The organism is Acidocella aluminiidurans (assembly GCF_055383125.1).
Map to the genome: position 1 here is coordinate 689,089 of NZ_AP031589.1, position 23,539 is coordinate 712,627.

Annotated in this window: 27 protein-coding genes; 14 read left to right on the plus strand and 13 right to left on the minus strand. The window is 66.0% G+C overall.

From position 1 onward, the window contains the following. The first annotated feature begins 58 nt into the window (after positions 1–58). The 4 genes from rnr to ACZ46S_RS03575 all read left to right on the plus strand — a co-directional run bounded on the left by rnr (position 59) and on the right by ACZ46S_RS03575 (position 5,473). Positions 59–2,299: a ribonuclease R gene (rnr, locus tag ACZ46S_RS03560; RefSeq protein ID WP_464063388.1), complete on the plus strand. Its 2,241-nt coding sequence runs from the start codon at positions 59–61 to the stop codon at positions 2,297–2,299. Beyond that, positions 2,296–3,822, plus strand: a complete 1,527-nt coding sequence (locus ACZ46S_RS03565; protein ID WP_464063389.1) for a S41 family peptidase — start codon at positions 2,296–2,298, stop codon at positions 3,820–3,822. Before rnr ends, ACZ46S_RS03565 begins: the two co-directional genes overlap by 4 nt. A gap of 62 nt (positions 3,823–3,884) precedes the next feature. Then, positions 3,885–4,052 carry a 50S ribosomal protein L33 gene (gene rpmG, locus ACZ46S_RS03570; protein ID WP_008493085.1) on the plus strand — a complete coding sequence of 56 codons (168 nt, stop codon included), beginning with the start codon at positions 3,885–3,887 and terminating at the stop codon, positions 4,050–4,052. Between the two features lie 185 nt (positions 4,053–4,237). Next, complete coding sequence (locus tag ACZ46S_RS03575) at positions 4,238–5,473, plus strand: zinc-binding metallopeptidase family protein (RefSeq protein ID WP_464063390.1); 1,236 nt, start codon at positions 4,238–4,240, stop codon at positions 5,471–5,473. Positions 5,474–5,599: 126 nt separating this feature from the next. On the opposite strand, the gene thiL is transcribed toward ACZ46S_RS03575, so the two are convergent. From thiL to ACZ46S_RS03625, 10 genes are all read right to left on the minus strand, one after another. Next, positions 5,600–6,532, minus strand: coding sequence for a thiamine-phosphate kinase (thiL, locus tag ACZ46S_RS03580; RefSeq protein WP_464063391.1), 933 nt, complete (start codon positions 6,530–6,532; stop codon positions 5,600–5,602). Further along, positions 6,532–7,008 (minus strand): transcription antitermination factor NusB, encoded by a 477-nt coding sequence (nusB, locus tag ACZ46S_RS03585; RefSeq protein ID WP_295739447.1) that lies wholly within the window; start codon positions 7,006–7,008, stop codon positions 6,532–6,534. Before nusB ends, thiL begins: the two co-directional genes overlap by 1 nt. Next, complete coding sequence (gene ribH, locus ACZ46S_RS03590; protein ID WP_464063392.1) at positions 7,005–7,484, minus strand: 6,7-dimethyl-8-ribityllumazine synthase; 480 nt, start codon at positions 7,482–7,484, stop codon at positions 7,005–7,007. Before ribH ends, nusB begins: the two co-directional genes overlap by 4 nt. A gap of 29 nt (positions 7,485–7,513) precedes the next feature. Beyond that, positions 7,514–8,650: a 3,4-dihydroxy-2-butanone-4-phosphate synthase gene (gene ribB, locus ACZ46S_RS03595; RefSeq protein ID WP_295739451.1), complete on the minus strand. Its 1,137-nt coding sequence runs from the start codon at positions 8,648–8,650 to the stop codon at positions 7,514–7,516. 47 nt (positions 8,651–8,697) lie between these two features. Continuing rightward, positions 8,698–9,312 carry a riboflavin synthase gene (locus ACZ46S_RS03600; protein ID WP_295739453.1) on the minus strand — a complete coding sequence of 205 codons (615 nt, stop codon included), beginning with the start codon at positions 9,310–9,312 and terminating at the stop codon, positions 8,698–8,700. A gap of 10 nt (positions 9,313–9,322) precedes the next feature. Continuing rightward, a complete protein-coding gene (ribD, locus tag ACZ46S_RS03605; protein WP_464063393.1) occupies positions 9,323–10,420 on the minus strand; it encodes a bifunctional diaminohydroxyphosphoribosylaminopyrimidine deaminase/5-amino-6-(5-phosphoribosylamino)uracil reductase RibD in 1,098 nt (365 codons plus the stop codon). Further along, on the minus strand, positions 10,417–10,893 hold the full coding sequence (gene nrdR, locus ACZ46S_RS03610) for a transcriptional regulator NrdR (protein WP_008493093.1): 477 nt from the start codon (positions 10,891–10,893) through the stop codon (positions 10,417–10,419). The genes ribD and nrdR overlap by 4 nt, the downstream gene beginning before the upstream one ends. Positions 10,894–10,902: 9 nt before the next feature. Further along, positions 10,903–12,201 (minus strand): serine hydroxymethyltransferase, encoded by a 1,299-nt coding sequence (gene glyA / locus ACZ46S_RS03615; protein ID WP_464063394.1) that lies wholly within the window; start codon positions 12,199–12,201, stop codon positions 10,903–10,905. Next, a complete protein-coding gene (gene rpiB / locus ACZ46S_RS03620; RefSeq protein WP_464063395.1) occupies positions 12,198–12,656 on the minus strand; it encodes a ribose 5-phosphate isomerase B in 459 nt (152 codons plus the stop codon). Before rpiB ends, glyA begins: the two co-directional genes overlap by 4 nt. Before the next feature lie 73 nt (positions 12,657–12,729). Next, a complete protein-coding gene (locus ACZ46S_RS03625; RefSeq protein WP_464063396.1) occupies positions 12,730–13,827 on the minus strand; it encodes a tetratricopeptide repeat protein in 1,098 nt (365 codons plus the stop codon). A gap of 204 nt (positions 13,828–14,031) precedes the next feature. Between ACZ46S_RS03625 and hemB the strand changes: the two genes are divergently transcribed. Both hemB and ACZ46S_RS03635 read left to right on the plus strand, forming a co-directional pair. After that, entirely contained in the window at positions 14,032–15,024 is a 993-nt protein-coding gene (gene hemB, locus ACZ46S_RS03630) for a porphobilinogen synthase (RefSeq protein ID WP_464063397.1), read from the plus strand. Between the two features lie 16 nt (positions 15,025–15,040). Further along, positions 15,041–15,781, plus strand: a complete 741-nt coding sequence (locus tag ACZ46S_RS03635) for an SDR family NAD(P)-dependent oxidoreductase (protein ID WP_464063398.1) — start codon at positions 15,041–15,043, stop codon at positions 15,779–15,781. A gap of 284 nt (positions 15,782–16,065) precedes the next feature. On the opposite strand, the gene ACZ46S_RS03640 is transcribed toward ACZ46S_RS03635, so the two are convergent. Further along, the gene (locus ACZ46S_RS03640; protein ID WP_464063399.1) at positions 16,066–16,770 is read right to left on the minus strand and encodes a squalene/phytoene synthase family protein; all 705 of its coding nucleotides are present in this window, start codon (positions 16,768–16,770) and stop codon (positions 16,066–16,068) included. 50 nt (positions 16,771–16,820) lie between these two features. Between ACZ46S_RS03640 and ACZ46S_RS03645 the strand changes: the two genes are divergently transcribed. After that, positions 16,821–17,420, plus strand: a complete 600-nt coding sequence (locus ACZ46S_RS03645) for a superoxide dismutase (RefSeq protein WP_464063400.1) — start codon at positions 16,821–16,823, stop codon at positions 17,418–17,420. Between the two features lie 48 nt (positions 17,421–17,468). On the opposite strand, the gene msrA is transcribed toward ACZ46S_RS03645, so the two are convergent. After that, complete coding sequence (msrA, locus tag ACZ46S_RS03650) at positions 17,469–17,999, minus strand: peptide-methionine (S)-S-oxide reductase MsrA (protein WP_464063401.1); 531 nt, start codon at positions 17,997–17,999, stop codon at positions 17,469–17,471. Further along, positions 17,996–18,406: an EVE domain-containing protein gene (locus ACZ46S_RS03655; RefSeq protein WP_464063402.1), complete on the minus strand. Its 411-nt coding sequence runs from the start codon at positions 18,404–18,406 to the stop codon at positions 17,996–17,998. The genes msrA and ACZ46S_RS03655 overlap by 4 nt, the downstream gene beginning before the upstream one ends. 67 nt (positions 18,407–18,473) lie before the next feature. Between ACZ46S_RS03655 and ccmC the strand changes: the two genes are divergently transcribed. From ccmC to ccmI, 7 genes are read left to right on the plus strand one after another with little or no spacing between them, the layout of a single operon-like run. Then, positions 18,474–19,250, plus strand: coding sequence for a heme ABC transporter permease CcmC (ccmC, locus tag ACZ46S_RS03660; protein ID WP_464063403.1), 777 nt, complete (start codon positions 18,474–18,476; stop codon positions 19,248–19,250). Then, positions 19,247–19,399, plus strand: a complete 153-nt coding sequence (gene ccmD, locus ACZ46S_RS03665; protein ID WP_295743363.1) for a heme exporter protein CcmD — start codon at positions 19,247–19,249, stop codon at positions 19,397–19,399. The genes ccmC and ccmD overlap by 4 nt, the downstream gene beginning before the upstream one ends. Positions 19,400–19,401: 2 nt before the next feature. Continuing rightward, entirely contained in the window at positions 19,402–19,908 is a 507-nt protein-coding gene (gene ccmE / locus ACZ46S_RS03670) for a cytochrome c maturation protein CcmE (RefSeq protein WP_295743366.1), read from the plus strand. Next, the gene (locus ACZ46S_RS03675) at positions 19,905–21,866 is read left to right on the plus strand and encodes a heme lyase CcmF/NrfE family subunit (RefSeq protein WP_464063404.1); all 1,962 of its coding nucleotides are present in this window, start codon (positions 19,905–19,907) and stop codon (positions 21,864–21,866) included. Before ccmE ends, ACZ46S_RS03675 begins: the two co-directional genes overlap by 4 nt. Continuing rightward, on the plus strand, positions 21,866–22,423 hold the full coding sequence (locus ACZ46S_RS03680) for a DsbE family thiol:disulfide interchange protein (protein ID WP_464063405.1): 558 nt from the start codon (positions 21,866–21,868) through the stop codon (positions 22,421–22,423). The genes ACZ46S_RS03675 and ACZ46S_RS03680 overlap by 1 nt, the downstream gene beginning before the upstream one ends. Continuing rightward, complete coding sequence (locus ACZ46S_RS03685; RefSeq protein WP_464063406.1) at positions 22,420–22,872, plus strand: cytochrome c-type biogenesis protein; 453 nt, start codon at positions 22,420–22,422, stop codon at positions 22,870–22,872. The genes ACZ46S_RS03680 and ACZ46S_RS03685 overlap by 4 nt, the downstream gene beginning before the upstream one ends. Continuing rightward, a complete protein-coding gene (ccmI, locus tag ACZ46S_RS03690) occupies positions 22,869–23,495 on the plus strand; it encodes a c-type cytochrome biogenesis protein CcmI (RefSeq protein WP_464063407.1) in 627 nt (208 codons plus the stop codon). Before ACZ46S_RS03685 ends, ccmI begins: the two co-directional genes overlap by 4 nt. The last annotated feature ends 44 nt before the right edge of the window (positions 23,496–23,539 follow it).

Consider the following 23,539-nt stretch of genomic DNA (forward strand, 5'->3'; position numbering starts at 1 on the left):
CAAACAGACCCGCAAACAGACATGGCCGGAAACCGCTCCCGGCCCCATACTAGAGGTCATGAAGACCAGGACGAAGCAGACCAAGCCGAAAGCCGCCAAACCGGCCCGGGACAAGCCGCAAACCGCGCTGCCCAGCCGCGACTCGGTGAAGCGCTTCCTGGCCGAGGCCGTGAGCCCGCCGCATTTTCGCGATGTGGTGCGCGCCTTCTCGGTCACGCCGGAGAACCGCAAGGGGCTGCGCGGCATCCTGAAATCGCTGGAGGTGGAGGGCCATGCCGAGCGCGCCGGGCGCAAGCGCTTCACCGAGGCGGGACGGCTTCCGGAAAACGCGATGGTCGAAGTCACCGGAATCGACCGCGATGGCGAGGCCATCGCCAAGCCGGTGCTCTGGGAGGGACCAGGCCGCCCGCCGGTGATCTTCATGCAGCCCGAGCGCAAGGGCGCCGCCGCCCTCGCCCCCGGCGCCAAGGTGATGGCGCGGCTGCGCCAGATCGGCCCGGATAAATATGAGGGCCGCACGCTCAAGCGCGTCGAAGGCCAGTCCGGCAGCATTGTCGGGCTGTTCCATAAAGCCCCTCATGGCGGGCGCATCGAGCCGACGGAGAAGCGCCAGAAGGGCGAATGGGTGGTGCCAGCCGGGGAGACGATGGAGGCCGAGGAAGGCGAGATCGTCCGCGCCGAGCCGCTGCCCGGCAAGCCGTTCGGCCCGAAGCCGGCGCGCATTACCGAGCGGCTGGGCAATGCCAGCGATGCCCGCAATGTCAGCCTCATCGCCATCGCCCAGCACGGCATCCCGATGGAGTTCTCCGAAGCCGCCTTGAAAGAGGCGAAGCGGGCGAAGAATGTCGCGCTGGGCAAGCGCACGGATCTGCGCGAGCTGCCGCTGATCACCATCGACGGCGCCGATGCCAGGGATTTCGACGATGCGGTGTTCGCCGCGCCGGAGCCGCATGGCTACCGGCTGATCGTCGCCATCGCCGATGTCGCGCATTATGTGAAACCCGGCAGCGGGCTGGACAAGGACGCCAAGGCCCGCGGCAATAGCTGCTATTTCCCCGACCGGGTGGTGCCGATGCTGCCCGAGGAACTCTCCAACGGGCTCTGCTCGCTCAAACCCGGTGAGGAGCGCGGCTGCCTGTTCGTCGAAATGCATATCGACGTGCACGGCAATAAAATCCGCCACCGTTTCGGGCGCGGGCTGATGCGCTCGGCGGCGCGCAAAACCTATGAGCAGGTGCAGGAAGAGTTCGAGGATAACCCCGAAAACCACGCCCATCTCTACGCCGCCTACCACGCGCTGAGCGAGGCGCGGGAGCGGCGCGGCACGCTGGATCTGGATCTGCCGGAGCGCAAGGTAAGCTTGGGCGCGGATGGGCAGGTGCAATCCGTCGCGCCGCGCCCGCGTCTGGCCAGCCACAGGCTGATCGAGGAATTCATGATCCTCGCCAATGTCTGCGCGGCGGAGGAGCTGGAGCGGCTGAAACTGCCCTGCATGTACCGCGTGCACGCCCCGCCCAGCCCGGAGAAGCTGGATAATCTGCGCAGCTTCCTCTCCACGCTGGATATCTCGCTGAAACCCGGGGACCAGTTGCACCCGCGCGATCTGGACGGGATTCTGCGCCTTGTCGCCGGCACGCCCGCCGCCACCATGGTCAATGAGACCATGCTGCGCGCCCAGAGCCAGGCGGAGTATGCGCCGGACAATATCGGCCATTTCGGCCTGGCCCTTGGCCGTTATGCGCATTTCACATCGCCGATCCGCCGCTATGCGGATCTGCTGGTGCACCGCGCCCTCATCAAAGGCCTCAAGCTCGGCCGCGATGGGCTGCAAGACGATGAAATCGCAGGGTTTGCCGACATCGCCGAGCACATCACCGCGACCGAGCGGCGCGCCACCATGGCCGAGCGCGATTCCTCGGATCGTTATCTTGCGCTGTATTTGCAACACCGCGTCGGAGAGTTGTTCGCCGCCCGGATTTCGGGGGTGACGAAGTTCGGTCTCTTCGCCACTTTAACGGAAAGTGGTGCGAGCGGGTTCTTGAGTATGGCTAGTCTGCCGGACGATTTCTGGATGTTCGACGAACGCACCCAAACTCTGTCCGGCCGCCGCAGCCGGGCGGTGTTTTCCCTGGCGCAGGAGATCGAGGTGAGGCTGAACGAGGCAAAGCCCGTGACCGGCGGCTTGCTGCTGGGGCTGGCCGGGCTGCCGGACGCTGCCGCCGGGCCGGTGCGCCGGCGGGCCGGCGGGCGCGTGACCCCGGTGAAACCGACAAAAGCGAAGCAGAAGCGGCGCAAGTGAAGCGCGCTGGGCTACTCTTGCTGCTTTGCCTGCTGCTGCCGCCGGGGCTGTGGTGCCGCACGGCCGATGCCGCGGCCGCCACCGCCAGTTTCGATACGGCCGCGGCCGCCAGCGTGTGGTCCGCCGCCCTCACTTACATTGCCCCGCGCGCGCTCAACCCCGTCACCATCCCGCAAATGACCATGTGGGGGCTGAACGGGCTGGCGGCGCTGGACCCCAATCTCAATACCGCCCTGCAGGATGGGGAGATCCGCCTGTACGGGCCGGACCGGCTGCTGGCCGCCCTGCCCGCCCCGCCGCCGACCGACGCCGCCGGCTGGGGACAGGCGGCGGCCCAGGTGGCGCTGGCGGCCTATAATGCCTCCCCGGCTTTGCGCCTGGCCGGCACGCAAGGCATCATCGGCAATTTCTTCGACGAGCTGTTCAACCATTTCGATCCCTATTCGCGCTATGAAAGCCCGGTACAGGCGGCGCAGGACCAGCTGATGATCACCGGGCTGGGCGGCACCGGGCTGACACTGGCGGCAAAGGGCGGCCGGGTGGTGATCGGCGCGGTGGCGGCCGACAGCCCGGCGTCGGATGTTGGGCTGCAGCCGGGCATGCTCGTCACACAGGTGAATGGGCGCGCCGCCTATCCCTCGATGGTGGAGGCGCTGAACAACGCCATGCCCGGCCTGCCCGGCAGCAAGCTCAGCCTCTCGGTGGCCGAGGCCGGCCAGGCGCCGCAAGCCCTCACCCTCACCCGCGGTTTCATCCCGCCGCAGACCGTGTTTACCGAACCGGATCTGGCGCCGGGCATCGCGATGCTGAAGATTAGCGGCTTCAACAAGGGCACGGGCGACCAGTTCGCCCAGGCGCTGGCTGGGGTGATGGCGCAGACGCCACCGCCTTCCGCCCTGGTGCTGGATCTGCGCGGCAATCGCGGCGGGGTGCTGCGCCAGGCGGTGCTGGTGGCCGATTCGCTGCTGCAATCCGGCCCGATCGCCGAGACCAACGGGCGCGACCCGGATGCCGACCAGGCGTTCAAGGCCGAAGGGGCTGACCTCACCAACGGCGCCCGCCTGGCCGTGCTGGTCGATGGACAGACCGCCAGCGCCGCCGAAATCCTCTCCTCCGCCTTGGCTGATGACGGGCGGGCGGTGGTGATCGGCTCCGAAACGCTGGGCAAGGGGCTGGTGCAGACCGTGACCGCCCTGCCCGATGGCGGCGAGCTCTACGTGACCTGGAGCCGGGTGCTGGCCCCGCGTGGCTGGCCGCTGCAAGGTATGGGAGTGATGCCGCAGATCTGCACCAGCAACGGCCCGCAAGCGCTGAACCAGCAGCTGGCCGCGCTGGCGCAGGGGCGCAACCTGCAATCGCCGGTGCTGGCGCAGGCGCGTGCGGTGCGCGCCCCGGTCAGCATCGACCGGATTCTCGCCCTGCGCAGCGCCTGCCCGGCCGATATTGGCGGCGCGCTGGACGAGCAGGCGGCCATCGCCCTGCTCAGCAACCCGGAAATGTACCAGGCCGCGCTTCTGCATTGAACGGAAGCGCTTGACGAAGCGTGCATAGCTGGGCCATACGGCCCGCTCTGGAGATTCTTATCATGGCCAAATCAAACGTCGTTCAAATCAAGCTCGTTTCCACCGCCGACACCGGCTACTTCTACGTGACCAAGAAGAATGCCCGTGCGCAGACTCAGAAGCTTGAGATGAACAAGTATGACCCCGTCGTGCGTAAGCACGTGAAATTCAAAGAAGCGAAGATCAAGTAATCTTCGCGGTGTAAGCACGTGAAGTTCAAGGACGCGAAGATCAAGTGATCTTCGCCCCGGGCCAAGACCTGGGAATTGGCTTCGCGAGCCGCCTGTGAATTTGGATATGGCGGAGATTTCACAGGAAATCTCGCCCGGCATACCTAAATACCCCTCGAACCGAAAATGGTCAGAGGGGTATTTTCGTGCGTCTATTTTCCTGCAAATCCTGCGCCCAGACTCTGTTCTTCGAGAACATCTCCTGCGAGCGCTGCGCGCACCAGCTCGGATTCGATTCAGAGAGCCTGACCCTGCTGACCCTGGAGCAGGATGGCGACGCGCTGCGCCCGCTCGGCGGCCAGACGCGCTATCGCTATTGCGACAATGCCCAGCACGGCGCCTGCAACTGGCTGGTGCAGGCCAACGCCCAGGATGGGCTCTGCGCCGCCTGCCAGCATAACCGCACTATTCCGGACCTCTCCGTGCCGGAAAATCTGGCTGAATGGCAGAAGATGGAAGTGGCCAAGCACCGGCTGTTCTACACGCTGATGCGCCTTGGCCTGCCACACCAGAGCATCGCCGAAAATCCGCAAACCGGGCTGGCTTTCGATTTCCTGGCCGACCCGCCGAGCGGCCCGCGCATCCTCACCGGCCATGACGAGGGCTTGATCACCATTAATCTGAAAGAGGCGGATGACGCGATGCGCGAGAGATTCCGCACCGAGATGGGCGAGCCCTACCGGACCCTGCTCGGCCATTTCCGCCACGAGGTCGGGCATTATTACTGGAATCTGCTGGTGCGCGATGCCGGGCGGCGCAATGAATGCCGCGCGGTGTTCGGCGATGACAGCATCGATTACGGCCAGGCGTTGCAGGCCCATTACGAGCAGGGCGCGCCGGCCAACTGGGCGCAGAGCTACATCTCCGCCTACGCCACCATGCACCCCTGGGAGGATTTCGCCGAGACCTGGGCGCATTATCTGCATATCGTCGACACGCTGGAGACCGCCAGCGCCTTTGGCCTGCGCATCCATCCGCGCCGGACGGAGAATGAGCTGCTGCATGCGGATATCGATTTCGACCCGCATCGGGCGGAGAGCGTCGAGCAATTGATCGAGGCCTGGCTGCCGCTGACCTTCGCGATGAACTCGCTGAACCGCTCGATGGGGCAGCAGGATCTCTACCCGTTCGTGATTTCCGAAACGGTGATCCGCAAGCTCGGCTTCATCCATGAGCTGGTGCATGGACGTGTGGGCGGCAGCGCCACGGCGGCCGGGCCGATGCCGGCGGGGATCGTCCTGCCGCAAACGCCACCCGGGCGGGACCAGCCCCCGCCCGATGGCGACGAGCCGCCGCCGGTGGATGAGCCCCCGGCCGACGCCCCGCCAATGCCACCGCCGCATGTGCCGGTGCCGCCGCCGCTCAACGTGGGAATGATTTAAAAAGTTTTTGGGGGGCGGCCCTCTTTTCAAAAAAAGGCTGCAAAAGATTTGGGGTTTGGCAACGCCGTTGCCACCACCCCAAGAATCTTCGCCGCTTTTTTGAAAAAAAGCGGCCCCAAAAAACCTTTAGAAATGTTTCCAGCCGGCCCCGGACAAGGCCATGGGTTCATCATCGGCGCCAAGCACCACCACACCTGCCCCAGGGTGGAAGGTTCCGATGCGCGTGACCGGCACAGCACCGCAGGCCGCCCGCAGCGCCGCCTCATTCTCCGGCGGCACCGCCAGCAGTAGCTCATAATCATCGCCGCCGGTCAGCCGCAGCTCCAGCGCATCATCCCCCAGCGCCGCCGCCTCCGGCGAGGCCGGCACGTCCCGCGCATTGATCACCGCCCGCAGACCGCCCGCCCGGCAGAGATGGCCAAGATCCTGCACCAGCCCGTCCGAGATATCGATGGCGGCATTTACAATCCCCGCCAGCTCCAACCCCACGCGCGGGTCAGGCAGCACGGAGCGGCGGCGCAGAAAGCCGGTCGGGTCCTCAAGCTTGCCTCGGCGCACCTCCAGCCCCAGCGCGCCATCGCCGATGGTGCCGGTGACGAATATCCCGTCCCCTGCCCTGGCCCCGCTGCGCCGTAGCGCCTGGCCGGGGGCGACGTGGCCGATCAAGGTGGCACTCAGCGCGATATCGGCGCGTGAGGAGGAGGAATCGCCACCCAGCAGCCCGATGCCGAATGTCGCCTGATCCTGCCCCAGCCCCTTGGCGAAGGCTTCCAGCCAGGCTTCATCCACCCGCTTCGGCAGCGCCGTGGTCAGCAGATAGCCCAGAGGCACCGCCCCCATCGCCGCCAGATCGGACAAATTCCGCCGCAACAGCTTGCGGGCGATCAGCGCCGGATCGTCATCGGAGAAAAAATGCACCGTCTCCAGCATCTGGTCGACGGTGAAGACCAGCTCGCGCCCCGGCGGCGGGGCGAGAATGGCGGCGTCATCTTTCAGGCTCAACCCCGCCGCGGCGGCGAGCGGAGCGAAGAAGGTTTCGATCCGGCTGAATTCGTCCATCAGCCAGCGTTGGACTTGAACTCGGCCGGGCGCAGCAGATGCGCCAGCTTGTCCAGCACGCCGTTGAGCATACGCGGCTCATCGCCGGAGAAGAAGCCGTGGGCGACGTCGAGATACTCGTTCATCACCACTTTCGCCGGCGGCCCGTCGCTCATCCACAGCTCCGCCCCGCCGGCGCGCAAAGCCGCGCGCAGCACCGGATCCAGCCGGGTCATCGGCCAGCTCTCCGGCAGCGCCTGGGTGATCATGCCGTCCACCACATCCTGCTGCTCGGTGGCGGTGCGCACGATGCGAGTGAAAAGCGGCACATCCGCCTCCGGCATCTTGCCGTCCTCCAGCCCGCCCTGCCAGGGCAGGCTGCCGAGGCGATGGCGGACGAACTGGTCGATCACCGTCTCCGAACTCACCTGGGCGTGTTCAGACTGATACAGCGCCTGCACGGCGGCAACGCGCGACAGGGTACGGGGGCGGCTCATGCGGCGAACCGGCGCTTCAGCGCGATCTGTTTCAGGCAAGCCACGGCGGCCTCGGCGCCCTTATTGGCGCCGGTCTCGCGCGAGCGGGCATGGGCCTGGGCCAGCGTGTCCACGGTCAGCAGCCCGGTGCCCAGCGCCAGACGCTGGCTCGCCGCCACATTGATCATCCCGGTCATCGCGGCATCGCAGACGAACTCGTAATGGTCGGTCTCGCCACGCACCACGCAGCCGAGCGTGACATAGCCGTCAAATCCGTCCTTGCCGCCGGCCGCGATGGCGAGCGCCTGCGGCAACTCATAGGCGCCGGCGATTTCGATGATTTCCACTTCGGCCTTCACCTGGGCGAAAATCTCCTGGGCGGCGTGCAGCATGCCCTCCACCACATCGCGATAATAAGGCGCGCTGATGACGAGAATGCGGGGGGCCGGGCCGCCAATCTGCGGGGCCACCGGCAAGGGTGCGTCGGCTGTGCTCATGACTCTCTACTTTGAACTCTTTGAAAATATTACTTGCTATCGCAATCGGCGAGGCCGCGCTGCTCAACCACGTTGAGCCCGTACCCCTCCAGACCGATGATGTTGCGCTTATGGTTGGAGAGCAGGATCATGTTCTTGACCCCGAGATCCAGCAGGATCTGCGCGCCGATGCCGTAATCGCGCAGATCGCGGCCACCATGCGTCCCCTCGATCAGCGCCCGCAGGCCGGTGGACATCGCCTTCTGCCGCGCATCGCGGACGATGACGACGACGCCGCGCCCGGCCCGGCCGATCTCCTGCATCGATTCATGCAGGGCCGCCATATGGCCGTTACCCAGCACATCGCCGATCAGCTCCATGCCGTGCATGCGCACCAGCACCGGATCTTCGCCGGAGAGATCGCCCTTCACCAGCGCCAGATGCTCAACCCCATCGACCTTGCTCTCGAAGGCGATCATCTTCCAGGCGCCGCCATCGCGGGCGGTGACATTGCCCTGCTCGACGCGCTTGACCAGACGCTCATTGGTGCGCCGATAGGCGATCAGATCGGCGATGGTGCCGAGCTTGATATTGTGGCGCTGGGCGAAGGCCACCAGCTCCGGCAGCCTTGCCATGGTGCCGTCATCATTGATGATCTCGCAGATCACCCCGGCCGGGATCAGCCCGGCGAGGCGGGCGATATCCACCGCCGCCTCGGTATGGCCGGCGCGCACCAGCGTGCCGCCATCGCGTGCCATCAGCGGAAAGATATGGCCGGGCGAGACGATATCATCGCGGCCCAGCTCCGGGTTGATCGCCACCGCCACGGTGCGGGCACGGTCAGCCGCGGAAATGCCGGTGGAAATGCCTTCCCGCGCCTCGATCGAGATGGTGAAGGCGGTCTCGTGCCGGCTGCCATTGGCCTGGGTCATCAAGGGCAGGCCGAGCGTGTCGCAGCGGGACTTGGTCATCGCCAGGCAGACCAGGCCGCGCGCATGCTTGATCATGAAATTGATCGCATCCGGGGTGGCGAACTGGGCGGGGATCACCAGATCGCCCTCATTCTCGCGATCCTCGTCATCGACCAGGATGAAGATGCGCCCGGCGCGGGCTTCCTCGATGATCTCCGCCGGCGGGGAGATATAGTCATGCAGCCCGGAGCTGGAGAGGGTCTTCAAGCCGTCCATGATACGCAATCCTTTCGCACCGGTCCGCGGGGCCGGCGGATATAAGCCTAGTTCGTCTTAAAGCTTAGCTGACGGGCGAGATAGCGCGCCAGCATGTCGATTTCCACATTCACCTTATCACCAGGGCGCAGGGCAGAGAAATTCGTGTGCGCGGCGGTGTGCGGAATGATGTTGACGCCAAAGCGCAAGCCCTCGACCTCGTTGACGGTCAGCGACACGCCATTGATGGCGATGCTGCCCTTGGCCGCGACGAACGGGCCCAGCGCTTCCGGCAGCTCGAACAGCCAGCGCACCGAGCCATTTTCCGGGGTGGCGGAGATCACTTCGGCCAGCCCGTCGACATGGCCGGAGACCAGATGCCCGCCCAGCTCATCGCCCAGCCGCAGCGAGCCTTCGAGATTGACCAAGGTGCCTGCGCGCCAGCCGCCGAGATTGGTCTTGGAGAGCGTCTCGGCGGAGACCTCGACGGTGAACCAGTCATCCCCGGCCTCGATCACGGTCAGGCAGACGCCGGAACAGGCGATGGAGGCGCCCAGCTTCTTCTGCGCCCCGGACCAGACCTCGTTGGCGGGGGTTTCGATGGTGAAGCGGGCATCCTGCCCGTTGCCGATGGCGCTGACGGCACGGATGCGCCCGACGCCGGTGATCAATCCGGTGAACATAATCTGGTCCTTAAACGGGCTGGCGGATGAAATCCGTCAGCATATCCGCGCCGAGGCGGCGCGATGAGATCTGGGTAAAGCGCGGCATCTGCGCAAGGCTGGCGATGCCGAAGGCCTGGGCGGCGGGCAGACCGTCCCCGCCGATCACGCAAGGGGCATGGAACCAGGAGAGACGGTCGACCAGATTGGCCCGCAGCAAAGCCGCCGCCAAGGTGCCGCCGCCCTCGGCCAGCACGCTGGTAAGCCCGTTCTGCGCCAGCGCTTTCATCGCCGCGACCAGATCGACCCCGATACTGGCCGCCGGCAGCTCGATCAGCTTCACCCCGGCCTGGGTCAGCGCCTTGGCGCGCAATTTATCCGCGCCGTCGCGGTGCAAAATCCACAGCGGATGCCGGGCCGCGCCGCGTACCAGCTTGGAGAGCAAGGGCGTGCGCAAATGGCTGTCCACCACCACCCGGACCAGATCCGTGCGGCGATAGCCCTCGATCCGGCAGGTCAGCTCGGGATCGTCCTCCAGCACGGTGCCGACACCGACCATGATCGCGTCATGGGTGCCGCGCAGCATATGCGCGGCCTGGCGGGCCGGCTCGCCGGTGATCCATTTCGATTCACCCTTGGCGGTGGCGATGCGCCCATCCAACGAACTGGCCAGCTTGAGACGCAGCAGCGGCCGGCCCTGGCGCTGCACCATGGCAAAACCAGCGATCGAAGCCTCGCATTCCGCCGCCAGCACACCCTCGGTGACGCTGATGCCAGCCGCGCGCAGCCGCGCGATGCCGGCGCCATTCACCTTGGGATGCGGGTCCTGCGCGCCGAGCACCACGCGGGAGACCCCAGCCTGGATCAATGCTTCCGTGCAAGGACCTGATTTTCCGGTAAAATTGCAGGGCTCAAGCGTCACATAGGCGACGCCGCCACGGGCCGCATCGCCGGCCTGGGCCAGCGCGTTCACCTCGGCATGCGGCCGCCCGCCCGGCGCGGTAAAACCCCGCCCGACGACCCGGCCCCGATTGACGATGACGCAGCCGACCGACGGGTTGGGCGCGGTCTGCCCCAATCCGCGCCGGGCCATGGCCAGCGCGGCACGCATGAATTCCTCGTCGCTCATTCCTGGTCCGGCTGAGCCAAAGGCGCGCCGTCCATGCCGCCGAGAAATGCTTCAAAATCGCGGGCTTCGCGGAAGTCCCTGTAAACCGACGCGAAGCGCACATAGGCCACCGCGTCGATCGCCTTCAGCGCTTCCATCACCGCCTCGCCGATCGCCTCGCTCTTCACCTCACCCTCGCCGCTGGCTTCCAGCTTGCGCACAATGCCGTTGACGATACGCTCCTGGCGCTCCTCATCCACCGGGCGCTTGTTCAGCGCCACGCGGATGGAGCGGGCGAGCTTGTCGCGGTCGAAAGCGACGCGCTTGCCATCGGCCTTCACCACCGTCAGCTCGCGCAGCTGCACGCGCTCGACGGTCGTGAAACGCTGCCCGCATCCCGCACAGAAACGCCGGCGCCGGATGGCGCTGTTATCATCTGTCGGGCGGCTATCCTTCACCTGGGTGTCGGCATCGCCGCAGAACGGGCAGCGCATCGCGGCGGCTTACCGATAGATCGGAAAGCGCGCGCAGAGCGCCTTCACCCGCGCCCCCACCGCCGCCTCGGCGGCGTCGTTGCTGCCGTCATTGGACTTCGCCAGACCGTCCAGCACCTCGCCGATCATCTGGCCGATCTGTTTGAACTCCTCGGTGCCGAAGCCGCGCGTGGTCGCGGCCGGGGTGCCGAGGCGAATGCCGGAGGTGATGGCGGGCTTGGCCGGGTCGAACGGGATGGCGTTCTTGTTGGCGGTGATATGGGCGCGCTCCAGGCTCGCCTCCGCCGCCTTGCCGGTGGTGTTCTTCGGGCGCAGATCGACCAGCAGCAAATGGCTGTCAGTGCCGCCGGAGACGATCGCCAGCCCCTGCTCCACCAAAGTTTGCGCCAGCATTTTGGCATTCGCCGCCACCTGCTTCTGGTAGGCGACGAAGTCCGGTGTCAGCGCCTCGCCGAAAGCCACGGCCTTGCCGGCGATCACATGCATCAGCGGGCCGCCCTGCAGGCCGGGGAAGGTCGCGGAGTTGATCTTCTTGGCGATGTCCTCGTCATTGGTCAGCACCATGCCGCCACGCGGACCGCGCAGGGTCTTGTGGGTGGTGGTGGTGACGACATGGGCGTGCGGGATCGGGCTCGGATAGATCCCGGCGGCAACCAGCCCGGCGAAATGCGCCATATCGACCATGAAGAAGGCCCCGACTTCATCGGCCACTGCGCGGATGCGGGCGAAATCGATGAAGCGCGGATAGGCGGAGCCGCCGGCGATGATCAGCTTGGGCTTATGCTCGCGGGCCAGACGCTCCAGCTCCTCATAATCCAGCAGCCCGTCCTCACGGCGCACGCCGTACTGCACGGCGTTGAACCATTTGCCCGAGAGGTTGGGTGCGGCGCCATGGGTGAGATGCCCACCGGCAGCCAGCGACATGCCCAGAATGGTGTCACCCGGCTTCACCAAAGCCAGCAGCACGGACTGGTTGGCCTGAGAGCCGGAATTGGCCTGCACATTGGCAAAGCCGCAGCCAAACAGCTTCTTGGCGCGCTCGATCGCCAGCGTTTCCACCTCGTCGGAAGGGCCGCAGCCGCCATAATAGCGCTTGCCGGGATAGCCCTCGGCATATTTGTTGGTGAACACCGAGCCCTGGGCGGCCAGCACCGCGGCGGAGACGATGTTCTCGGAGGCGATCAGCTCGATGCCATCCTGCTCACGCGCCAGCTCACGGCCGATGATCGCCGCCACATCGGGATCCACTTCAGCGAGCGGGGCATTGAAGAAGCGCTGCAAACGCGGGGCGAGGCTCTGATCGTTCATGGCGTGGATTCCGTCGTCTGGTTGAGTTTGTCGAGCCGGCGCTGGTGCCGCCCGCCTTCATAAGGGGTGGAGAGGAAGGCGCCGAGAATATCCAGCGCCACTTCCTCGCCGATCACGCGTGCGCCCAGCGCCAGCACATTGGCGTCGTTATGCGCGCGGGTCAGGCGGGCGGTGGTGACATCATGCACCAGCCCGCAGCGAATGCCGGGATGGCGGTTGGCCGCGATCGACATGCCGATGCCGGTGCCGCAGACCAGAATGCCGAAATCGGCACGTTTTTCGGTAACCGCGCCGCAGACCGCCTGGGCGAAATCCGGATAATCGACGGAGGCCGGGCCATCCGTGCCATAATCCTGCACCTCGTGCCCGGCTTCGATCAGCACGGCGGCAAGACGGTTCTTCAGGGTTACCCCACCATGATCGGCGCCGAGCGCCACTGTCAAAGACCGAGTCATGGCGCCCCCTTACCATGCGCGCCGCGCTGTTGAAACCGTTGCTTTTTCATGCCTGCCGCAACGGCGCGGCGGTTCAATTTTTGGAAGGCGTGATCATGGCGATGGCGGCCTTGGCCTGGGGCACGCCCTCCTGCTGCGCGAGCAGGAAATCCCGCGCCGCCTGCGGCACATCCTGTGCCATGCCCAGCCCCTGCGCGGCGCAATAGCCCAGCGCCAGAAAAGCGGGGCCATATTGCGCGCTGGCCGCCTGTCCGAACAGCGCCACCGCCCGCCCGGTATCCTTCGCAACACCCTGGCCGTAAAGGTAAAGATAGCCGAGATCGGTCTGCGCCGCAGGGTCCTTCTGCGCGGCGGCCTGGGCGAACCAGTGCGCCGCCTGGGCATTGTCCCGCGCGATGCCTAGCCCGGTCTGGTAAGCGAGGCCGAGGCTGGTCTGCGCCGGGGCGTAGCCGCTCAGCGCCGCGGCGCGGTACCAGGCGGTGGCCAGCGCCGCATCGCGCACGCCGCCGCGCCCGCTTTCATAGAAGCGCCCGGCCTCATATTCGGCCTGGACATTGCCCGCCTGCGCCGCCTGCAAATAGAGGCCAAAGGCGGCCTTATCGTCCTTCGGCAAGGTGATCTCGTCCTGGGTCTTGCGTTGGTCCAGCAAGCTGGCCAGCGCGAAGGCGGCCTGCTGCTCGCCGGTCGCCGCCCGGCTTTGCAGACGCGCCAGCGCCGCGCCATTCTGCCCCGCCCGCGCCAGCAGGCTGGCCACGGACTCAACCGGCACCGCCGCGGGCGGCGGGGGCGGCAGCGGGGCGAGCCGCGTCGGCACCACCGCCACCACCGGCGCGGGGCGCAGCACGGGGGTTGGCACAGGCTGGCGATGCGCGATCGTCGCCAGCACCAGACAGGCCGTGACCAACGCCGCGCCCAGGCCCGCCAGCCTCTGTCCGATGGGGCGGCGCGGCATCACCGCAACCGCCGCCCGAGGCGCCGGCGCGGCCCGGAAATGCTGCCTGATCTGTTCGTAAATCCGCGCCTGGGCGGCAGGCTCCAGCGCCAAAGCCGCGCGTAGATCAGCCCGGCTCAGCCCGGCCGGCAATTTCGCGGCGCCGCCAGCGAAGGCCTGGGCGAACAGCGCGGCCAGCACCTCCTCCGGCCCGCGATACTGCATCATGCTGTCCGACATTCCGCCTTCGCCAACCCCCGTCGACTCAACCCTTACGCGAACCGTACAATCCGCTTTATCTGACGACTCGTATTATAAACTTTAACAAACCGTTTCGCATCTCCGTTTTTCCACAGATCGCCTTGCGCGCTGGCACCGCCCGCAGCCCAGCCATGAGCGCGATCAGCCGTCGCGTGCCGCGTGGCTTTGGGCTACAAGCCTGTCATGCTTGGACAAAATTTCCCCCTGACGCGGCTGCGCCGCAACCGTTTCGATGCCGCCACCCGCCGGCTGGTGGCCGAGCACAGCCTCAGCGTCGATGATCTGATCTGGCCGATCTTCATCCGCGAGGGCGGCGGCGAGCCGGTCGAGGTGCAGGCGATGCCGGGGCAATTCCGCGTCGGGCTGGATGGCCTGGCCAGGCATGTGGAGCAGGCGGCAAAGCTCGGCATCCCCGCCCTGGCGCTGTTCCCCGTCACCCCGGCTGAGCTGAAAAACCCCGAGGGCAGCGAGGCGCTGAACCCGGAAAACCTGATCTGCCGCGCCGCCCGGCTGCTGAAGAAGGAATTCCCGGATTTCGCGCTGGTCGGCGATGTCGCGCTCGACCCTTATACCGACCACGCCCATGACGGGTTGCTGCGCGATGGCTATGTGGCGAATGACGAAAGCGTGGAGGTTCTCGCCAAACAGGCGGTGAACCAGGCCAATGCCGGGATCGATTTCATCGCCCCCTCGGACATGATGGATGGCCGCATCAAGGCGCTGCGCGAGGCGCTGGACCAGGCGGGCCATATCCATACCCGGATCATGAGCTACGCCGCCAAATACGCCTCCGCCTTCTACGGCCCGTTCCGCGACGCGCTGGGCAACCAGGGCGCGCTGCAGGGCGACAAGAAGACCTACCAGATGAACCCCGCCAATTCAGACGAGGCGCTGCGCGAAGTGGCGATGGACATTGCCGAGGGTGCGGATATGGTGATGGTCAAGCCCGGCATGCCGTATCTGGACATCATCCGCCGGGTGAAGGAGGCGTTCGGCGTGCCGGTGTTCGCCTATCAGGTCTCTGGCGAATACGCGATGATCGAGGCCGCCGCCCGCAATGGCTGGATCGACCATGACAAGGCGATGATGGAGGCGCTGATGTGCTTCAAGCGCGCCGGCTGTTCCGGCATTCTCACCTACCATGCGGTGCAGGCGGCGACGCTCCTGCACGGCTAACCATACGGAGGGATCAATGAGCCTGTGGCCCGGCGCCCATATGCCGAAGCTGAACGACCGGTTGGCCATCGTCACCGGGGCGAATAGCGGCATCGGCTATTACGCGGCGCTGGAGCTGGCCCGGGCCGGGGCGAATGTGATCCTCGGCTGCCGCAGCCCTGCGCGTGGCGCGGCGGCGCTGGCGCGGATCGAGGCCATCGCCCCCGGCCGCGCCCAGCTGGAGAAGCTGGACCTCTCGGACTTCGCCTCGGTGCGGGATTTCGCCGCGCGGGTGAAGGAACGCCATGGCTGCCTGGATATTCTGCTCAACAATGCCGGGGTGATGGCCCCGCCCACCCGCCAGACCACGGCGCAGGGCTACGAGCTGCAATTCGGCGTGAATTTCCTCGGCCATTATCTGCTCACCGCCTTGCTGCTGGAGCCGATCCTGGCGGCGCGCGCCCCGCGCATCATCCAGGTGTCCTCCATCGCCCATCGCCAGGGCAGGATGGCCTGGGACGATCTGCAATCCGAGACCAGCTACCATCCCTGGAACGCCTACCGGCAAAGCAAGCTCGCCTGCCTGATCTTCGCGCATGAGCTGGGACGGCGTGCCGCCGCCGGGGGCTGGGGGGCGCTCTCGCTCGCCGCCCATCCGGGCATCGCGGCGACCGAGCTGGTCGCCAACGGGCCGGGCGCGGGCAGCCGCATCGCCTGGCTGCAGAAGCTCGCCGCCCCTTCATCCAGCAATCCGGCGAGGCCGGCGCCTGGCCGCTGATCCTGGCCTGCATCGACCCTTATGCCCGTGAGGGAAATTATTATGGGCCGCGCCATCTGTTCGAATGCAAGGGCCCGCCCGGCCCGGCGAAATCCGAACCGCAGGCGCTGGACCCGGAAGCCGGGCGCCGGCTCTGGGAGGTTGCCGAGAGGCTGACCGGCGAGGCGCTGCGCCCCGCCCCTTAAAGAGACCAAAATTTGGCGGCCTTAGGCTTTTTGGAAACGGCCCCCACCGCTTTCGCCGCTTTTTTGAAAAAAAGCGGCACCAAAAAACTTTTGCCAATTTCAGGCCCTGCCGCGCATCAGCGCCCGCAATACCGCCAACCTGTCCCAGACATCGCGCGGCGCATAATCGCGCCATAGATCCCGCCTTACAAACGCCGCCGGCGCCCAGGCCGCGAACGCCCCGCGCGGCGGCTTTGCGTCCAGCAGCCCCAGCGCCTCCTGGCGCAAACGCGCAACCGGCGTGCCATCCGCCGGCAGCAACGAACGCTCCTGGCGGGCCAGAAACGGCGCCGCCCGCAAAATCCCCGAAATCGCGTAAGCGGTGCCGAGATCCTCGATCGCGGCACTATCCTGCCCGAGCATTTGTCCCGCTACCCGCGCCAGCCGCCCGCCCGTGTTGCGCGCATAGGCCAGAAACGCCGGCAGATCCGGAATTTCGTCATCCGCATCGCTCTCGCGCGCATTCACCAGCGCCAGCAGCCCGTCACGGGGCAGCAGCCCGGCCTCGATCGCCGCCAGCAGCGGCGTCGCCAGCTCATGTTTCTTGGCGCTGCCCTCCACCACCTCGCGCCACCATTGCAGCCGGATCAGCGCCAGCATCGCGTTGCTGGCCACCTCCCGGGCGCGGGCCAGCTCATGGTTGAAAAGATATAAAAGACAAAGCCTCTCCCGCATCTCAGGCGGGGCAAAGAGGGTTGCGAAATGCCGGTCCGGATCGACCCGGCGCAGGCGGGATAAAAGGCTTTCATCGCTTGACGCAGGCATGATCACTCCATAGCTAATCGACGCGGCGAAACAAATTGGAGTAATCCACAATGGCGTTTGAACTGCCTTCCCTCCCCTATTCCACCAATGCGCTGGCCGAGGCCGGCATGTGCCAGGAAACCCTGGAGCTGCATCACGGCAAGCACCATCAGGCCTATGTGACGGCGCTGAACGGCTTCGTCGAGAAGAACGCCGACCTGCAGGGCAAGTCCCTCGAGGAGATCGTCAAGCTCTCCTACAACAAGCCGGACCTGGCGCCGGTCTTCAACAATGCCGGCCAGCATTGGAACCATATCCTGTTCTGGGAAAATCTGGCGCCGAATGGCGGCAAGATCCCCGGCAAGCTGGAGACCAAGCTGGTCGAGGATTTCGGCTCCGTCGACGCCTTCAAGGAGGCCTTCAAGGCCGCCGGCGTCGGCCAGTTCGGCTCCGGCTGGGCCTGGCTGATGCTGGCCGCTGACGGCAAGCTGAAGGTCACCAAGACCCCGAACGGCTCCAACCCGCTCGCCACCGGCGAAGGCAAGGTGCTGCTGGGCCTGGATGTGTGGGAGCACTCCTACTATCTGGACTTCCGCAATCGCCGTCCGGACTACATCACCAACTATCTGAACAAGCTGGCGAATTACGAGTACGCCGCAGCGCAGCTCTGATTGCAAAAGGGTGGAGAGTTCATGCTCCCCACCCTAAATTTTTGTGGTTTAGTCAGGTTTCTTCAGGCGGTCGCGGAAGCTCTTGCGCAGCTTCGCGATTTTCGGCGCCACCACCGCCTGGCAATAGCCAGAGCCGGGATTACGCTCGAAATAATCCTCATGCTCCGCCTCGGCGGGCCAGAATTTGCCAAGCTCCGTCACCTCGGTGACGATCCTGCCCCAGACCGGCGTGAATTCCGCGATCGCCGCCTCCGCGGCCGCCTTCTGCGCGGCGTCCACATAAAAAATCGCCGAGCGATATTGCGTGCCGATATCGTTGCCTTGCCGGTTCAGCGTCGTCGGATCATGGATGGTGAAGAACACCCGCAGCAGGTCCTCATAGGAAATCACCGAAGGGTCATATTCCACCCGCACCACCTCCGCATGGCCGGTGCTGCCGCTGCAGACCTGCTTGTAGCTGGGATGGTCCACATGCCCGCCAGCATAGCCGGACTGCACCTTGCCCACCCCCACCAGCGAATCATAGGCCGCCTCCAGGCACCAGAAACAGCCACCGGCCAGAACCGCATAAGCGCTCATTTCACCCCTCCCATCTCACACAGCATGGCCCAATGTTCGGCCCCCACCGGAGCGACCGACAGCCGCGAATATTTCAGCAGGGCCAGATCCTGGAATCTGGGGTCGGCCTTGATCGCCGCAAGGGTGACCGGGGTTTTCAAAGGCTTCACCGCCTGCATATCGACACAGACCCAGTCGCCGCTCTCAGCACTCGGGTCTGGATAGGCCTCGCGCGCGACTTTCACGATGCCGACAATCTCGCGGCCGATATTGGAATGGTAGAAGAAGGCGAGATCGCCTTTGCGCATCTCCTTCAGATGCCGTTTGGCCAGGTGGTTGCGCACCCCGGTCCAGGGTTCGATGCCGTTTTCCACCTGCTGCGCCCAGGAAAACGCGTCCGGTTCAGATTTCACAAGCCAATACTGCATGGGGGGCGAGTGTAACCAATTTTCACAACGCTTCAAATTCACCTGAACAAGTCGTAAGTACTTCCACATGAAGGAAAGCGCCCTCTCGACGGCCAATTCCGCGCGAAGCGGCGGCTGGTTTCACTATTTCGCCAATCCCGGGCGATTTCAGCGCGTGGCCCGGCCCACTTTGCCCTGGCTTGCCGGCTTTGCATTGATCCTGACAGTCACCGGCATCGTCTGGGGCTATTGGTTCGCGCCGGCGGACTGGCAGCAGGGCGATGCGGCGCGGATCATGTATGTGCATGTCCCCGCCGCCTGGGTGGCGATGGCGGGTTATGCGGCGCTGGCTTTCTGCTCCTTCCTCTCGCTGGTCTGGCGGCATCCGCTGGCGGATATCGCGGCGGAGGAGATCGGCCCGGTGGGGGCGGGGTTTACCGCTGTCTGCCTGGTGTCCGGCTCGCTCTGGGGCAAACCGATGTGGGGCGCCTACTGGGTCTGGGATGCGCGGCTGACCTCGGTGTTGATCCTGTTCTTCCTCTATCTCGGCCATATCGCGCTGATCCGCGCCTTCGACAACAAGGCCCATGCCTATCGCGCCGCCGCCATTCTGGCGCTGGCCGGGGCGGTGAACCTGCCGATCATCGTGTTCTCGGTGCAATGGTGGAACACGCTGCACCAGGGCAATACGATCTCGATCACCGGTGGCTCGAAGATTTACATCACCATGCTCTACCCGCTGCTGATCGCCTCTGTGGGCTTCTATCTTACCTTCATCACCATGGTGGTGGCGCGGATGTCGGCGGCGATCTCTGAGCGCAAGACCACCGCCCTGCTGCGCGCCGCCGCGGAGCGCGCGCCATGAACCCCGCTGCACTGCAGAGCATCAATGTCTGGCCCTTCATCAACGGGGCCTATGGGGTGACGGTGGTGTTCCTGATCGGCGCCGCCTGGCTGACCTTCGCGCGGCTGCGCCGGGCGCGGGCGCGTCTGGCCCAGGCTGAACAGCTCTAACCATGCGGGCTCCGAAAAAGCGGCGGCTTTATCTCGTTTTGGCCAGTCTTGTGTGTTTGGGCGGCGCGGTGGCGTTGAGCCTGGCGGCCTTCTCCTCCTCCCTCACCTATTTCCTCTCGCCCCGCCAGGTGGTGGCCAAGGCCCCGGCGCCGGGGCAGAGCTTCCGGCTGGGCGGCATCGTCGAGATGGGCAGCGTGAAGACCACACTCTCCGGCGACAAGCCGACCACCAGCTTCGCCATCACCGATGGCCGCGCCGCCGTGCCGGTGACCTTCACCGGCGTGCTGCCGGACCTGTTCCGCGAGGGCCAGGGTGTGGTGACCATCGGCGCGATGGGCCCGAACGGCGTTTTTGTGGCCGATGAGGTGCTGGCCAAGCATGGCGCCGATTACATGCCCAAGGATGTCGAGGAGGAGCTGAAGAAGAGCGGCGAATGGGACCCGCGCTTCGGCCCGCCGCCCAATGCCAGCGCCTGGAACGACATGAAAGTGAAAGGCAGCGGCACATGATCCCCGAACTCGGCCATTTTCTGTTGGCGATGGCGGTGGTGCTGGCCTGCGTGCAGGGCATTATCGGCATCATCGGCCCGACGCTGAAGGACCCGCGCGCCTTGGCGGCGGCGCCGGTGCTGACGCTGCTGCATTTCACCGCCATTGCCTTGTCCTTCCTGGCACTGGTCTGGGCCGGCGTGGTCTCGGATTTCACGGTCGAGAATATCGCGGATTTCTCCTCCTCGATCGTGCCGCTGATGTATCGCATCACCGGGGTCTGGGGGAATCATGACGGCTCGATCCTGCTCTGGTGCCTGATCCTGTCGCTCTGCGGCGCCGCCGTGGCGCTGGGCGGGCGGCAGCTTCCCGCCACCTTGCGCGCCCGCGTGCTCGGCGTGCTGGGTCTGGTCTCCTGCGGCTTCCTGCTCTTTACCTTGTCGGTCTCGGACCCGTTCACCCGCATCTGGCCGCCGCCCTTGGAGGGGGCCGGCATGAACCCGATCCTGCAGGACCCCGGCTTGGCCTTCCATCCGCCGGTTCTCTACACCGGCTATGTCGGCTTCTCGGTCGCTTTCGCCTTTGCCATCGCGGCGCTGCTGGAAGGGCGGATCGACGCCGCCTGGGGCCGCTGGGTGCGCCCCTGGGCGCTGATCTCCTGGTGCTTCCTCACCGCCGGCATCACGCTGGGCAGCTGGTGGTCCTATTACACGCTAGGCTGGGGCGGGTACTGGTTCTGGGACCCGGTGGAAAATGCTGCGCTGCTGCCCTGGCTCACCGGCACCGCGCTGCTGCATTGCGCCATCGTGGTCGAGAAGCGCGAGGCGCTGAAGGCCTGGACGGTGCTGCTGGCCATCGCCACCTTCTCGCTCTCGCTCTCCGGCACCTTCCTGGTGCGCTCTGGCATTCTGAATTCCGTGCACAGCTTCGCGGCGGCACCTGATCAAGGGCTGTTTATTCTGGCTTTGCTCGGCGTCACCATTGGCGGCTCGCTGCTGCTCTTTGCGATCCGCGCGCCGATTCTGGCCGGGGCCGGCATCTATGCGCCGATCAGCCGTGAGAGCGCGCTGGTGCTGAATAATATCTTCCTCTGCGCCATTGCCGCGGTGGTGTTCACCGGCACGCTCTACCCGCCTTTCGCCAATCTGCTGTTCGGAATTCAGCTCTCCGTCGGCGCGCCCTTCTTCAACCAGACGGTGCTGCCTCTGGCCGGGCCGATCATTCTGGCGATGGGGGTGGGGCCGCTTTTGCGCTGGAAACGCGCGGACATGCTGCCGGTGCTGCAGCGCCTGTGGCTGGCCGGCGGCATCGCTGTGCTGGTGCTGATCATCCTCACCGCCACCAAGCATCTGATCGCCGCCCTCGGGCTGGCGGGCGGCGCCTGGGTGGTGATGGCCGGCCTCACCGATCTCGCGGATCGCATCCGGCTGTTCCGCGCCCCGCTCGGCCAGGCGCTGGGGCGGCTGTTCGGCCTGCCGCGCGCGGCGATTGGGGCGGCGCTGGGGCATATCGGCTTTGGCGTGTCCGTGCTCGGCATCGCCGGGATGACGCTGGCGCAGCAGAGTGTCGTGGTGCTCAAGCCCGGCCAATCGACCCAGCTTGGCGGCTATAGCTGGACGCTTCAGGATATTCACGATGCGCCGGGGCCGAATTATTCCCAGCGCGTCGCGGATGTCAGCATCGGCGAAGGCGGCCATACCTTCCTCACCTTGCACCCGGCCCGGCGCATCTTCACCGCCCAGGGCACCACCACCAACGATGCCGCCATCCACACAAACGGGCTGCAGGACCTCTATGTGGTCTTTGCCGATGAGCAGAATGGCGGCGCGGAACTGCGGTTGAACTGGCATCCCGGCGCGCCGTTGATCTGGTTTGGCGGCTTGATCATGGCGCTCGGCGGGTTCTGCTCGCTCTCCGACCGGCGGCTGCGCGTCGGCGCGCCCAACCGCAAGCGCCTGCCGAAAGGGGCGGCGGCCTGATGTCGCCTTTGCGTCGGCGTTTGCTGTTCGGGGTGCCGCTTGCTGTCGTGGTGGCGGGCGGGGCCGGATTCTACACCATCCTGCGCCGCATGCAGGTGGATGATTACGACCCGCACGCCCTGCCCTCGCCGTTGATCGGCAAGCGCCCGCCGGCCTTCACCCTGCCCGGCACCAATGGCGCCCAGGGCTTCGCCAACACTGATATCGAAGCGCCCGCCAAGCCGATGCTGGTGAACTGGTTCGCCAGCTGGTGCCTGCCCTGCCAGCAGGAGACGCCGATGCTGGCCAAGCTGGCGGCCAGCGGCATCACCATCTGGGGCATCGCCTATCAGGACCAGCCGGACGCCACCGCCGATTATCTGGCCAGGTTCGGCAACCCGTATCAGCGCATCGCCGCCGACGCTTCGGGGCTCACCGCGATCAATTGGGGGGTTTACGGCGTGCCGGAGACCTATTTCATCGACAAGACCGGCATCGTGCGCTGGCGCTATCCCGGTGCGCTGACCCAGCAGGTGGTCGACAGCCAGCTGATGCCGCTATTCCGGAAATATTCATGAGAGCGCCGCGCATTTTGCTGGCGCTGCTGCTGCTGCCCGGTCTGGCGCTGGGGCAGGATATGGTGGTGCGCGACGGCGTCACCCTCACCCCCGCCCAGGAAAAGCGGGCCGAGGCGGTGGGCGACCAGCTGCGCTGCCTGGTCTGCCAGAATGAGAGCATCGAGGCCTCCTCCGCCAAGCTGGCGCATCAGCTGCGGGTGATCATCCGCCAGCAGGTGGTGCAGGGCGTGCCGAACAAGCAGATCATGAATTACATGGTCCAGCGCTACGGCATTTTCGTGCTGCTGAAACCGCCGATCTCGCCGCTGACCTGGCTGCTCTACGCCTCGCCCTTTATCGCGCTGATTCTGGGTTTTTTCGCGGTCTGGTTCGGCCGGCGCGCCCGCCAGCCCGCCACCGCCCCGCTGAGCCAGGCCGAGCAGGCCAGGCTGGATGAATTGCTGAAATGATCCTGATCTATATGGCGCTGCTGGCGCTGGCTTTCTCGCTGCCGCTGCTGCTGACCCTGCGCGCCCCGCGCAACCTGCCGGAGCGGCGCGACGCGGCCCTGGCGCTGCACCGCGCCCAGCTGGTGGAGCTGGAGCGCGACCTCGCCGATGGCCGTATCAGCCGCGCCGAGCATGATGGCGCGCGGCTGGAAATCGAACGCCGGGTGCTGGCGGCGGATGCCTTCCCCGCCACCGCGAAAGGCGGCAGCGCCAAGGTGCTGCTGATTGTCGCCACTCTGGCGCTGCCACTAGGGGCGTTCTCGCTCTATCTTCCAGATGCCACCTGGAATGTTCCCTCCGAGCCGCATGCGAAGTGGCTGGCGCAACAGGAGTCGGCGCAGGCGAAGCTGGCCCAGCTGATCGCGCTGCTGCGCGCGCATCTGGCCAGCGTGAAGCCGGGCACCGCGGATGCCAGCCAGGGCGAGGCTTATCTTGCGGAGGCGCTGAGCGAGCAGGCCGGTGCCATCACCCCGGAAGCCTTGGGGCTGTTCAAGCAATCGCTCGCCAGCGCCCCGGCCAACGCCACCTGGCGCCAGCTCGACCAGCAGCGGATCATGCAGGCCGGCGTGCAACCCGGCCAGTAGCCGCAATCCCCTTCCCTTCCCCGGCGGATCGCCTACATTGCCGG

Bases quoted from the DNA above. Each gene is read 5' to 3' on its own strand.
- rpmG (WP_008493085.1), top strand. From the start codon at position 3,885: ATGGCCAAATCAAACGTCGTTCAAATCAAGCTCGTTTCCACCGCCGAC.
- hemB (WP_464063397.1), top strand. From the start codon at position 14,032: ATGCTTGGACAAAATTTCCCCCTGACGCGGCTGCGCCGCAACCGTTTC.
- ACZ46S_RS03600 (WP_295739453.1), bottom strand. From the start codon at position 9,312: ATGTTCACCGGATTGATCACCGGCGTCGGGCGCATCCGTGCCGTCAGC.
- ACZ46S_RS03635 (WP_464063398.1), top strand. From the start codon at position 15,041: ATGAGCCTGTGGCCCGGCGCCCATATGCCGAAGCTGAACGACCGGTTG.
- nusB (WP_295739447.1), bottom strand. From the start codon at position 7,008: ATGAGCCGCCCCCGTACCCTGTCGCGCGTTGCCGCCGTGCAGGCGCTG.
- ccmI (WP_464063407.1), top strand. From the start codon at position 22,869: ATGATCCTGATCTATATGGCGCTGCTGGCGCTGGCTTTCTCGCTGCCG.
- ribD (WP_464063393.1), bottom strand. From the start codon at position 10,420: ATGAGCGACGAGGAATTCATGCGTGCCGCGCTGGCCATGGCCCGGCGC.
- thiL (WP_464063391.1), bottom strand. From the start codon at position 6,532: ATGGACGAATTCAGCCGGATCGAAACCTTCTTCGCTCCGCTCGCCGCC.
- ACZ46S_RS03680 (WP_464063405.1), top strand. From the start codon at position 21,866: ATGTCGCCTTTGCGTCGGCGTTTGCTGTTCGGGGTGCCGCTTGCTGTC.
- ccmC (WP_464063403.1), top strand. From the start codon at position 18,474: ATGAAGGAAAGCGCCCTCTCGACGGCCAATTCCGCGCGAAGCGGCGGC.
- ACZ46S_RS03655 (WP_464063402.1), bottom strand. From the start codon at position 18,406: ATGCAGTATTGGCTTGTGAAATCTGAACCGGACGCGTTTTCCTGGGCG.
- ACZ46S_RS03675 (WP_464063404.1), top strand. From the start codon at position 19,905: ATGATCCCCGAACTCGGCCATTTTCTGTTGGCGATGGCGGTGGTGCTG.
- ACZ46S_RS03625 (WP_464063396.1), bottom strand. From the start codon at position 13,827: ATGTCGGACAGCATGATGCAGTATCGCGGGCCGGAGGAGGTGCTGGCC.
- ribH (WP_464063392.1), bottom strand. From the start codon at position 7,484: ATGAGCACAGCCGACGCACCCTTGCCGGTGGCCCCGCAGATTGGCGGC.
- ribB (WP_295739451.1), bottom strand. From the start codon at position 8,650: ATGGACGGCTTGAAGACCCTCTCCAGCTCCGGGCTGCATGACTATATC.
- msrA (WP_464063401.1), bottom strand. From the start codon at position 17,999: ATGAGCGCTTATGCGGTTCTGGCCGGTGGCTGTTTCTGGTGCCTGGAG.
- ccmE (WP_295743366.1), top strand. From the start codon at position 19,402: ATGCGGGCTCCGAAAAAGCGGCGGCTTTATCTCGTTTTGGCCAGTCTT.
- rpiB (WP_464063395.1), bottom strand. From the start codon at position 12,656: ATGACTCGGTCTTTGACAGTGGCGCTCGGCGCCGATCATGGTGGGGTA.
- ACZ46S_RS03685 (WP_464063406.1), top strand. From the start codon at position 22,420: ATGAGAGCGCCGCGCATTTTGCTGGCGCTGCTGCTGCTGCCCGGTCTG.
- glyA (WP_464063394.1), bottom strand. From the start codon at position 12,201: ATGAACGATCAGAGCCTCGCCCCGCGTTTGCAGCGCTTCTTCAATGCC.
- ACZ46S_RS03645 (WP_464063400.1), top strand. From the start codon at position 16,821: ATGGCGTTTGAACTGCCTTCCCTCCCCTATTCCACCAATGCGCTGGCC.
- ACZ46S_RS03640 (WP_464063399.1), bottom strand. From the start codon at position 16,770: ATGCCTGCGTCAAGCGATGAAAGCCTTTTATCCCGCCTGCGCCGGGTC.
- ccmD (WP_295743363.1), top strand. From the start codon at position 19,247: ATGAACCCCGCTGCACTGCAGAGCATCAATGTCTGGCCCTTCATCAAC.
- nrdR (WP_008493093.1), bottom strand. From the start codon at position 10,893: ATGCGCTGCCCGTTCTGCGGCGATGCCGACACCCAGGTGAAGGATAGC.
- rnr (WP_464063388.1), top strand. From the start codon at position 59: ATGAAGACCAGGACGAAGCAGACCAAGCCGAAAGCCGCCAAACCGGCC.